This is a genomic window from Caulobacter sp. HMWF025, from assembly GCF_003060965.1.
Classification (GTDB): domain Bacteria; phylum Pseudomonadota; class Alphaproteobacteria; order Caulobacterales; family Caulobacteraceae; genus Caulobacter.
Map to the genome: position 1 here is coordinate 3,103 of NZ_QAII01000064.1, position 10,088 is coordinate 13,190.

Consider the following 10,088-nt stretch of genomic DNA (forward strand, 5'->3'; position numbering starts at 1 on the left):
CTGGGCGGCTGCATCGCGGTCTGGCTGATGGGCGTCTCGGCCCTCGTCATGTGGCGGAAGCGTCGCCCTACCGGACGCCTCGCTGCCCCGGCGCGTCCGACGCATCCCGGATCCTATGTCGGCCTGCTGGCGATCGTGCTGCCCCTGGCCATACTCTATCCCCTCGTCGGGGCATCGCTGATCGCGGCGCTCCTCCTTGATCTCATCCTGCGGCGGCTGATGGTGCCGCGCGTCTCGACCGGAGCCTGAACATGAAGACCCTGACCCTGCTGGCCGCCTCCGCCGCCGCCCTGGCCCTGACCGCCGCTGCACCCGCGCCCAAGGTGGTCGTCGCTGACGCCTGGTGCCGGCCGGCCCCGCCTGCCGCCCTGGCCGGCGGCTGCTATGTCACCCTCACCGCAGGTGGTGATGACCGCCTGGTCGCGGTCGAAACCTCCGCAGCCGATCGCGGCGAGATCCACACCATGTCGATGGACGGCGGCATCATGCGGATGCGCAAGCTGAGTGAAGGCCTGGCCCTGCCCGCCGGCAAGACTGTCAGCCTCAAGCCCGGGGCCGATCACATCATGCTCATCGGCCCGAAGATCTCGCTACAGGAAGGGACCAAGATCCCCCTGACCCTGAAGTTCCTGAAGGCGCCTGCGATCAAGGTCGAGGCCGTCGTCCGTGCGCCGAAGGCCTCGACCATGCCAGGAATGGCCCATTGAGACGGCGCAGCCTCCTGGGCCTCGGCCTTGCCGTGCTGACCTCTGCCCCCCTGGCCGCCTGCGGCGACCAGGGCCAGGGCGCGGCACGATCTCTGGTCAGGATCGGCGGGCCGTTCAATCTCGTCGACATGTCCGGCAGGCCCGTGACCGAGAAATCACTGCTCGGAAAGCCGACCGCGATCTTCTTCGGCTTCACCTTCTGTCCGGAAGTCTGCCCCACGACCCTGACCGACCTGACCGCCTGGCTGAAGGCCCTGGGTCCGGAGGCCGACCGGCTGAATGTCGTGTTCGTTTCCGTCGATCCGGAGCGCGACACGCCCGAGCAGGTGCGGCGCTACCTGTCGAACTTCGATCCGCGCATCCAGGGCTTTACCGGCGACCCGGCGGCCGTCGCCGCAGCAGCCAAGGCCTATCGCGTCTACTACCAGAAGGTCCCGCAGGAGAGCGGCGGCTATACGATCGACCACTCCTCGGCGATCTATCTGTTCGACAAGGCAGGCCATTTTGTCGAGCCGATCGCCTACCAGTCGCCGCCGGAGCGGGCCGTGGCTCAACTACGCAGGCTGATCAGGGGTTAGACGGGACCTTCTGTGACATCGCCCGTAGAGCCTGGTTCAACCGAGCAGACGGGCGATGCACCAGTAGGCGGCCGTAATGCCGATCCCATAGGCCGCGACCCGCTGGACCAACGTCCGGCGTTGCGGCGCAAAGCGGTCGACGGCCACCAGCACCAGACTGGCGCCCCCGACGATGACGAGCTGGCCAATCTCGACCCCGATATTGAAGGTCAGCAGGGCCGTGGGCACCTCGCGTTCAGGCATGCCGATCTCAGCCAGGGCCCCGGCGAAGCCAAACCCGTGCAGCAGGCCGAAGGCGAAGGCGACGACCCAAGGCGCGCGTTCCGACAGCCGGAGCGGGCCGTCGGGCCTTGCCTTGACGATCTCGACCGCCAGAAAGACGATCGACAGGGCGATACAGACCTCGACCGGCTGGCGCGGCAGGTTGACCAGGCCCAGCGTGGTCCCGACCAGGGTCAGAGAGTGAGCGATGGTGAAGGCCGTGACGGTCTTGGCGATCCGCATGCCACCGCGCAGCAGCAGCACCAGGCAGAGCACGAACAGCAGGTGGTCATAGCCGGTCAGAATGTGCTCGATGCCCAGCAGCAAATAGGTGCGGGCCACCTGCAGCCGGTCAGGAACGGCCCGGACCTCGACCTCAGGGTTCTCGGCGGTCAGGCGCGCCACCTGCACCGGCCGGCCCAGGGGCGCGATCCGCACCAGCGCCTCGGTGAAGGCCCGGTCCAGTCCCAGCAGGCCGACAGAATGTCCGGACAGCCCCTGCGGACAGTCCAGGGTCCAGACCTCGACCAGGGCAGAGCCGGCCAGGCTCCGGACAGGCGGCGCACCGCGACACTGTGACGGAACACTCGGCTGGGCATTGGTCGCCAGTCCGCCCCGGATCGGAGCCTTCCAGACCATGCGCCAGGCCGACGGCGAGGTCTGGGTCAACTCGAGATAGCCGGGCCGAAGGTCATCGGCCCGGGCGGTTCCGGCCAGCGCCAGGACCCCCATGACCAGGGTGACCCACCAGGCGAGCCTCATTCCGGTCGCTCGATCACGACGTCATAGCCCTTCAGCAGGTCCTGATAGGCCTTGGCCTCACGCTCGGCGCGCGTGGCGGCCCGCCAGTCGTTCTCGACCGCCTGCCGGACGTCATCAAGCCGGGGGCTGGCCCCCGCCTTCACCTGGCTGACCCGGACCAGATGGACGCCGAAGCCGGAGGAGACCGGGCCTGTCCACTGCCCTGCCGGAGCCTTCAGAAGCGCGTCCGAAAAGCTGCCGCCGAACTGGCGGTCAATCTCGGTCCGGCTCGTCAAGGTCAAGTCACGGGGAAGAGACAGGGGAACGGCCATGCTCTCGGGGGGGCTTCCCCCCTTCAGCCGCGCCAGGGCCGATGCTGCGACCTTGCCGTCAAGCGACGCGTCGCGGGCGGGGCCGAGATAGACCTGCTGGAAGCTGATCTTCGGATCCTGAACATTGAGCTCGGGATGAGCCTGCAGCCAGGCCTCCAGAACGCGCTCCTCCGGCCTGGCGCTCTCCAGCTGGTCCGTCGCCAGGAACTCCATCTTCGAGCGCAGCCGGCGCCGGATAACCGGATCATCCCCATCCAGACCCAGGCGCAGCGCCTCGCGGACATAGACCTCTTCCTGAACGTACTCGGAGATCAGGCCGTCGAGTTCTGCCGGGGTCGGCGGCCGGTGCCAGGTCTGCATCCACAGGGTGACGATCCGCTCGATGCGGGCCTGATCGACCACGACCTTGCGGTCGCCCTGATCCGGGCCCTGACCCAGCAGGGCGAACCCGGCAAAGATCAGGGCTCCGGCCAGAAGGAACTGGACCAGGGGTTCGCGAGCCCCCTGGACCAGACGTTGGCGAAGGGTCATCCGTCAGCCTTTGGGGGTGTACCAGATCGGCGAGGTATAGGCCCTTTCCTGATCTTTCATGCGCACTTCCGGGCCCATCTTCACCTTGTAGCGCACCGCGTCATAGGCCACCCAGCGCGGCGTCGGGATTTCCAGGACGCGGACATAGTAGAAGGCCTTCACCGCCGGATCGAAGTCCGGATCCGTCCAGACTGTCGTCAGTTCAGGGGCCCCGATCGAGTTGGCATAGGTGGCCGTCTTCAGGTCGACGGTATCGCCGACCGGCGGCACCTTGCCGCCCACCATCGCGCGCTTGGCCTGATCGCTCCAGATCACCTCATAGATCTGCTCGTGGGTGACGCCGGCCTTGTCGACCCAGCCCTTGATCATCTGCACCCGGTCCAGATTGGCTCCGATCGGGTCTTTAAGGGCCGACACGATAAAGACCGGCGGCTTGCCGCTGCCCGGCTTCAGATCGGCTCCCATCGGCACGCCGCGCGTATAGCCGGCCTTGACCCAGTTGGTCTTGAGGTCATTGGCCGTAAAGTCCCAGCCGCCGAACACCCGGACCTGCATGCGCGGGCCGGTTGTCGCGTAGACTTCCCGCCGCATCATCGCATCGAAGATCGCGGCGCGCGTATTGGCCTTGGCCCAGACCCCTGCATAGCCGCCGGCCAGATAGTGATAGCCGTAGCGGCCCTCACGACTGCCGAGATTCTGCGGCTCCATCGCCCGTCCGGCCCGCGGCTCGACCGCAGCATGTTTGCCGAAGAAATTGTCCTCATCGGCCGTGGCGAGCGCGGTATGCGAGTCCGTCGATCCGATCATGCCCAGCTTGTAGGGATTGACCCCGGTGCTGGCCTCGATCGCCAGACCCCGCTTCAGAGCCTCCCGCACATATTCGCCGGCATACATGTCCGGCGTCTTCTTGGCCGACATCGGCAGGTTGCCGAGGTCCCAGCCGGCATCCCCGAAGCTGGCGAACTCGTCGTTCGGCGACAGGAACGGGTGGCTCTCGCTGTCGCCCTTGATCTGGGTCGCCTCGACCAGCGGCTCCCGTGCCGCCCGCCGGCGGGCATAGTCCGCTGACATCGGACCACCGCCGGGTCCGGTCAGTTCAAACATCAGACCGTTGGAGACGTTGGAGTTATGCGGGATGGCCAGGACCTTGCCGCCCGTGGTCTTTTCATAGGCATCCATATAGTCCCACAGCATTTCGGCCGAGGTTCCGACCAGGGATGAATAGGGCACCACCTTGGAGACTTCCGCCTTGCCGTCGCGGAACATCACCACGCGGTGGAGGTTATCGCCCTTGGGCATCAGGGTGTATTCAAAGCCCATGAAGGCGGTGAATTTCCCCGGGTCGTTGTAGCGCTCGACGATCGACAGGTGGTCGTTCCAGATCGACCGGGTTGCCTTGGCCGACCGCTTGGGATCGGTCAGGGCCGGCGGCAGGGAACCGCTCGCGGCAGCGTCGATCAGCTCGCCCGTCGCCTTCATCGAACCCTGCGGGCCCTCGTGCATCAGGTCATGCCAGCGCTTGAACAGCGGATTGCGGAGCAGGAATCCGGGTGTGTCATAGATCTTGCGGGTGAAGCCCAGACCATCGGAGTGATCGGCGATGACCAGAAAGTCCAGCGGCCGCGCCAGCTTGGCCTTCAGGCCACCGGTGGACGTCACTTCCTCCCCGCGGGCGAAGCGCAGGGCCTCTTCAGACCCCAGACGAACGCCGAAGCCGAAGGCATCGACCGAATTGCTGGTATGGAGGTGGGTATCCCCCCAATAGACCCGTTCCGGAAACTCGGTTTCCACGACCGGTGCCCGGGTCAGGTTTCGAACCTTCGAGCCGACCTGATCACAGCCGAGCAGCGCGACGACGCAAACGCCGGTGACGGCGATGGCAAACATGGCCTTTTTCAAAGCCTTCCCCCCCCAGTTAGTCTCTTTTGTAACGAGACTAGACCCGCTCCGGGGGGCGACGCACGTCCCTTCTTCAGGAAACTGGGCGTTTCAACCCCAATTTGTGCAGACCACTCGGCCCGTCGGGGCTGCCGGACGCCGGGGGGCCGGCGCGCGCGGTGTCGGACCACGCGCGCTGACGCCCCATCTGAGGCTAGCCGTGTCCCTTCCGGCGTGCCGTCGCCAGCAGCTCGCTCGCCTGGGCCTTGCGGCCACGATCGGCGACCTCGCGACCGGGACGGGCCGGCGCATTGATGGCCCGCTGAAGGGCCGTTTCCGCCCCGGCATAGTCGCCCTGACGGATCAGGAAATCACCGTAGAAGTAGTTGGCGTCAACCCCGTTCGGATTGACCGCCAGCGCCTTGGTCAAATAGGCGCGCGCCTTGCCGGCATCGCCGAAGCCGATCGGAAAGCCCGGCACCTGGGCATAGAGGGAGCCTAGGCTGGTATAGACCGAGCCGTCGCCGAGGGCGGCCGGGTTGAGCTTCTCGGCCCGCTCCAGCATGTCCCGAGCGCTTTTGGCGAGGGCCAGACCGCCCATGCCGCCCTTGGCACCGGCTTCGGTCGCCGTGGCGATCGCTTCCCAGACAAGCGGCTCGGCGCGGCGGGGGTTCTGCCTGGCGAGACCGTCCGCTTCAGCGGCCAGCTTCGCTGCCTCGTTGGCCTGGGCCGACTTGTCCTTCACCTCGTAGTTCACGTGCGCCCAGGTACGAGCCAAGGCGTCGATGCGGCTGTCCAGAGGGTCCCCGGCCAGGGCGGGTTGGGCCAGAGCCACGACGGCGGCGGCGAGGGCCAGGGCGGAAAACGTCTTCATGATGATGTCCTGCCGATCAGTTGGCAAAAAGGCGCGCAGCCTTGCGGTCGTTGGCCGACAGGGCGCGATCGATGAGCTGCGGGAAGATGGCGTTCAGACGGACGAAGAGGCTTTCGGGAAAGCCGAAATAGACGTCCTTCTTGCGCCCGCGAATGGCATCGACGATCCGCGCCGCGATCAGTTCGGGCGGATCCATGTTCATATGGGTCAGCTGCGCGAACTCCATGACGGCCGGCGTATTCAGGGCCGTGCGCACGGCGCGCGGAGCGACATAGGTCACCGCCACGCCGCTGCCGGAGAGCTCGCGCCGCAGGGCCTGGCTGAAACCGCGCAGCCCGGCCTTGGCACTCGAGTATGTGACGAAGTGGGCGAAGTTGATCGAGCCGAAGATCGAACCGACATTGACGATCTGGCCGCTGCCGCGGGCCTTCATGCCCGGCAGGACGGCCTGGGTCAGCCTGACCGGGGCGATGAGGTTGACCATGTAGCTGGCTTGCAGGTGTTCCGGGCTCTGGCGCTCGAACGGCCCGAAGTGCTGAATTCCGGCCAGGTTGATGACGATATCCCACGCCCGGTTTGAGATCGCGGCCGCAGCGGCCTCGACCCCTTCGGCCGTCGAGATGTCGTGCTTGACAAAGCCGGATCCGTTCGAGGGTGCGGTGCGGTCCAGAACCGTCACCCGGCCACCTTCGGCCTGCAACTGTGCGCTGATCAGCGAGCCGAGGCCCCCAGAGCCGCCGGTCAGGAGAATGAGCTTGTCCTCAAACATAGGCGACTTCCCTTTGATGGGGGATGGAGCGGAACACGTCGGCGAACCGGACGAAGATCGCATTGGCGACCTCGACGATGGCGGCCTGGTCAGCGGGGTCCTCGATCTCGTCCATCAGCTTCTGGAAGAAGACCAGATGCTCCATGTCCAGCGAGCCATGCGAGGTGAGATAGCTGAAGCACTCGGGGCCGAGGTTCAGGGTTTTGGCCACAGCCTCCGCCCCCTGGGTGGCCAGCCGCACACTGGTGCCTTCGAGGACGAAGACCATGCCGAAGAAGCCCATCGGATTGACCCGGGCGATATAGTCATAGGCAAACTCGACCATCCGGCGGGTAGCCTCGCGAGGCTCCCCGTTACGGACGGCTTCGGCATCGCCACCGCAGTTTCGGATGTCGTTGAGGATCCAGGCCTCGTGCCCGGTTTCCTCGGCGATATACTCGTCAAGGGCATGGCGGAAGCGATCGTGCGCGTCGTCCAGGCGCGCCCGGGCCGCCTGCATCAGCGGCACGGTGTGCTTCACGTGGTGATAGGCCTCGGTCAGATAGGCGATGTAGGTCTCGCGCGAGATCTGGCCGGTCAGGCCGTCCTGGATTTGAGGGACACTGGCCAGGGTCTGCTGCCCTGCGACCGTCTCGGCCACCAGTTTGGGAAAGAACGTCAAGGCTGGGCTCCTGTTCACGAGGCCTGGATGAAGTCGCTGTGATGCGACAGCAGGACCGTCCGGCGGGGACGGCCGTTGTTGGTGAGTTCGCCAAGGGCGGGGTCAAAGGGGGGGCGGACGTGCCAGCGCTTGACCTGGGCGTAGTCGGGCAGGCTGAGATTGGCCCGCGCGACGGCCTGGGCGACGGCGGTATCGTCCATCCCCGGAACCAGAGGGACGATCAGCGCCCCGAGTTCGGCCTGGGCTTCCCCGAAGACCACCGCCTGACGAATTTCCGGCTGGGCCAGAAGTTCGCTCTCCACCCACTCGGGCGCCACATTGCGTCCGAAGGCGGTGATGATCGTGTTGGTCTTGCGGCCCTCGATTCTCAGGAAGCCTTCGGCATCAAGGCTGCCGAGATCGCCGGTATGGACCGGTCCGAGATGTGGCGCGCGGCCGGCATAGCCGAGGAAGGGTCTGGGCGAGACGATGATTTCGCCGCTGTCATCAAGGCTCACCGACAGGTGCGAAAGCGGACGTCCAACGGCCCCAAGCTTGCGGGCCGAGGGGGTATTGAGCGCCACGACCGAGGCGCACTCGCTGAGTCCATAGCCCTCGAAGACCGGTAGGCCCAGAGCGTCGGCCTGGCCGAGCAACTGGGTGGACACCTTCGCGCCGCCGACCGCCACGAGATTGAGCTTCGGGAAGCGGGCCCCGGTGAAGGTCATGACCATCAGCAGGGCGCGGAGGAGCTCCGGCACGACGATCAGGCTGGTGGCCTCTTCCGCCGCGATGGCCGACGCCAGACCGGCGAGGTCGGGCCGGAAGGGATTCTCCAGACCGAGCTCGGCGGCGGACAGGACATGATAGCGGCCGCCGGCCAGCAGAATGGGATAGAGCCCCGCAACATTCTCCAGCAGGATCGACAGCGGCAGGAGCGGCAGATGCCGGCCGGCATAGTCGGGTCCGATCGCGTCCACGAGCGCCGAAGCCGTCGCCTCCATCTGCTCCAGCGAGAGGCAGACGCCTTTGGGCTGTCCTGTCGAGCCCGACGTGTAGGTGATCTTGGCGGTCCCCTCCGGCAAGGCCACCGGGGCCGTTTCGCAGGGCGTGACAGACAGGCGCGTGCCCAGGATTTCGAAGGCCGCACCGTCCGCAGCCGCTTCGATGAGCAGCGCAGCCCCGGCATCGGCAAGGGCATGGGCCTTCTGGGCTTCCGTGAAAAAGCCCGGCAGGGGCAGGCTCGGCCAGCCCATGCGGATGAGGGCCAGATCCAGAACGACCCAGGCCGGACTGTTGCCGAGGCAGACGGCGACCGGCGCTCCGCGACGGATCCCGGGGGAAAACACCGCCAGGGCGCTGGCCACACGATCGACCTCGGCGTCGAGGGCCGCATAGGTCAGCGACAGGGTGCGGCTGCTGAGGGCCACGGCCTCCGGCTTTTCAACGGCGTGCCGGGCGACGGCCTGCAGGACGCGGCTCATTGGGCCAGCTCCGGTCCAAATGCGGGATGGAGCCTTGAGTGGATGTCCGGCACTGCGGGTGGCTCGGCCATCAGCATCTGGGCCAGGGCCGGCAGGGCCGGGGCGATCGCCCCCACCATCACCTCGGGATCGCGCTGGTAGTAGCCGCCCCAGTCGGCCGCGCCCTCGCCCAGCCGCCCGGCGTCCGCGCGGGTCAGGGTCTCGGTGGCGAAACCGACGCGGGCGAAGCTGCGGCGCAGCTGCCGGGTCGCGGTCGCGGCGGCATGGGTGCAGCCCTTGTGGTGGAGGTGCCGAGCCAGGGCCAGGAAGAGGAACAGGGACGCTCCAGCGCTCTCGGACGCCAGGCTGCCGATCTCGGCGACCGACGAGCGGCACACCGTCTCGCCGGACTTGCGGTCGATGGCCGCCTCGATGGGTTCATCGAGATACTGTTCGAGAAACAGCGCGCCGCTCGCGGCCTGGCGGAAGCCGACGGCACCGTGGATCTGGCCTGCGGCATCCTGCACGCTCATCAGCGTTGGATAGTGCCGGCGGATCTTACCGTTGAATGCCTGGGCATAGGCGCGCTCGATATAGGCCTCCACCCGGCGCCGTTCCGGCTGCATCAGGTGGTGAATCGAGATCACCCGGGGCTCGACCGACGTAAAACGCCTGACGCGATCGGCATCAAAGCGAAGACTGCCGCGCATGGCCCCATCGTCCAGCATCATCACTTCCAGCACGGTCGCTCTCCACTCCGCGACGGGCGTCGACACGCCCTTCGATGAGCCATGACGACGCCGTGTGCGGATCACCTCAAAGGGAATGCGATTGCGCCGGAGGGGCCGTTCGGAAAGACTGGTGCGTCACCGGATTCCCGGCGATGTGCCGCTCGGCCGGCCGGAGCTTTGATCGCGTCCTTGGGCGAACCTCACGTCCATCCCCTGCTCGCCTGCTACCTGGAGCGACGCAACGAACTCGTGCGCTATTTCCGGGTTCGCCTGCGATCCGAGGAGGCGGCCCAGGACCTGGTCCAGGACATCTATCTGAAGATCACCCCGCCGCCGGAAACGCCGATCGACAACCCGGCGGCCTATCTCTACCGGCTCGGTACGAACCTGATGCTGGACCGCATCAAGACCCAGCGTCGGTCAGGCCAGCGCGATGCGCAGTGGCGCGGCGCGTCCGGCGGTGCCGACTGGGATACGGCGGACGAGCCCCGCGCCGATGACGCGGTCGCGGCCCGCCAGCGGCTGGCCCAGATCGTGGCGGTCGTGAACGACCTGCCGCCGGCGGTGCAGGAAGCCTTCCGCC

General features: G+C 66.9%; 11 protein-coding genes and 1 pseudogene. 4 read left to right on the forward strand and 8 right to left on the reverse strand.

What is annotated here, in order from left to right; genetic code table 11:
• The 3 genes and pseudogenes from DBR10_RS19810 to DBR10_RS07875 form a co-directional block, all read left to right on the forward strand.
• Positions 1 to 249: pseudogene (locus DBR10_RS19810) on the forward strand (PepSY-associated TM helix domain-containing protein); the annotation flags it as partial.
• A gap of 2 nt (positions 250 to 251) precedes the next feature.
• Entirely contained in the window at positions 252 to 707 is a 456-nt protein-coding gene (locus tag DBR10_RS07870) for a copper chaperone PCu(A)C (protein ID WP_108505600.1), read from the forward strand.
• Entirely contained in the window at positions 704 to 1,285 is a 582-nt protein-coding gene (locus tag DBR10_RS07875) for an SCO family protein (protein ID WP_108505599.1), read from the forward strand. Before DBR10_RS07870 ends, DBR10_RS07875 begins: the two co-directional genes overlap by 4 nt.
• A 36-nt stretch (positions 1,286 to 1,321) precedes the next feature.
• Here the strand turns inward: DBR10_RS07875 and DBR10_RS07880 are convergent, their stop codons facing one another.
• The 8 genes from DBR10_RS07880 to DBR10_RS07915 form a co-directional block, all read right to left on the reverse strand.
• The gene (locus DBR10_RS07880) at positions 1,322 to 2,308 is read right to left on the reverse strand and encodes a HupE/UreJ family protein (RefSeq protein WP_199223573.1); all 987 of its coding nucleotides are present in this window, start codon (positions 2,306 to 2,308) and stop codon (positions 1,322 to 1,324) included.
• The gene (locus DBR10_RS07885) at positions 2,305 to 3,150 is read right to left on the reverse strand and encodes a peptidyl-prolyl cis-trans isomerase (RefSeq protein WP_108505598.1); all 846 of its coding nucleotides are present in this window, start codon (positions 3,148 to 3,150) and stop codon (positions 2,305 to 2,307) included. Before DBR10_RS07885 ends, DBR10_RS07880 begins: the two co-directional genes overlap by 4 nt.
• Positions 3,151 to 3,153: 3 nt before the next feature.
• Positions 3,154 to 5,037 carry a DUF3604 domain-containing protein gene (locus DBR10_RS07890; protein WP_108505604.1) on the reverse strand — a complete coding sequence of 628 codons (1,884 nt, stop codon included), beginning with the start codon at positions 5,035 to 5,037 and terminating at the stop codon, positions 3,154 to 3,156.
• Between the two features lie 205 nt (positions 5,038 to 5,242).
• On the reverse strand, positions 5,243 to 5,902 hold the full coding sequence (locus DBR10_RS07895; RefSeq protein WP_108505597.1) for a tetratricopeptide repeat protein: 660 nt from the start codon (positions 5,900 to 5,902) through the stop codon (positions 5,243 to 5,245).
• A 16-nt stretch (positions 5,903 to 5,918) separates the two neighbouring features.
• On the reverse strand, positions 5,919 to 6,671 hold the full coding sequence (locus DBR10_RS07900) for an SDR family NAD(P)-dependent oxidoreductase (protein WP_108505596.1): 753 nt from the start codon (positions 6,669 to 6,671) through the stop codon (positions 5,919 to 5,921).
• The gene (locus DBR10_RS07905; RefSeq protein WP_108505595.1) at positions 6,664 to 7,332 is read right to left on the reverse strand and encodes a TenA family transcriptional regulator; all 669 of its coding nucleotides are present in this window, start codon (positions 7,330 to 7,332) and stop codon (positions 6,664 to 6,666) included. The genes DBR10_RS07900 and DBR10_RS07905 overlap by 8 nt, the downstream gene beginning before the upstream one ends.
• Positions 7,333 to 7,346: 14 nt before the next feature.
• On the reverse strand, positions 7,347 to 8,795 hold the full coding sequence (locus DBR10_RS07910) for an AMP-binding protein (protein ID WP_108505594.1): 1,449 nt from the start codon (positions 8,793 to 8,795) through the stop codon (positions 7,347 to 7,349).
• Positions 8,792 to 9,550, reverse strand: a complete 759-nt coding sequence (locus DBR10_RS07915; RefSeq protein ID WP_233243323.1) for a thermostable hemolysin — start codon at positions 9,548 to 9,550, stop codon at positions 8,792 to 8,794. Before DBR10_RS07915 ends, DBR10_RS07910 begins: the two co-directional genes overlap by 4 nt.
• A gap of 144 nt (positions 9,551 to 9,694) precedes the next feature.
• On the opposite strand from DBR10_RS07915, the gene DBR10_RS19815 reads away from it, so the two are divergent.
• A partial coding sequence (locus DBR10_RS19815) for an RNA polymerase sigma factor (RefSeq protein ID WP_233243324.1) occupies positions 9,695 to 10,088 on the forward strand: 394 nt, incomplete at its 3' end.

Excerpts from the sequence above, each read along its gene's own strand:
- DBR10_RS07870 (WP_108505600.1), top strand. The coding sequence starts at position 252 with ATGAAGACCCTGACCCTGCTGGCCGCCTCCGCCGCCGCCCTGGCCCTG.
- DBR10_RS07880 (WP_199223573.1), bottom strand. The coding sequence starts at position 2,308 with ATGAGGCTCGCCTGGTGGGTCACCCTGGTCATGGGGGTCCTGGCGCTG.
- DBR10_RS07885 (WP_108505598.1), bottom strand. The coding sequence starts at position 3,150 with ATGACCCTTCGCCAACGTCTGGTCCAGGGGGCTCGCGAACCCCTGGTC.
- DBR10_RS07890 (WP_108505604.1), bottom strand. The coding sequence starts at position 5,037 with ATGTTTGCCATCGCCGTCACCGGCGTTTGCGTCGTCGCGCTGCTCGGC.
- DBR10_RS07895 (WP_108505597.1), bottom strand. The coding sequence starts at position 5,902 with ATGAAGACGTTTTCCGCCCTGGCCCTCGCCGCCGCCGTCGTGGCTCTG.
- DBR10_RS07900 (WP_108505596.1), bottom strand. The coding sequence starts at position 6,671 with ATGTTTGAGGACAAGCTCATTCTCCTGACCGGCGGCTCTGGGGGCCTC.
- DBR10_RS07910 (WP_108505594.1), bottom strand. The coding sequence starts at position 8,795 with ATGAGCCGCGTCCTGCAGGCCGTCGCCCGGCACGCCGTTGAAAAGCCG.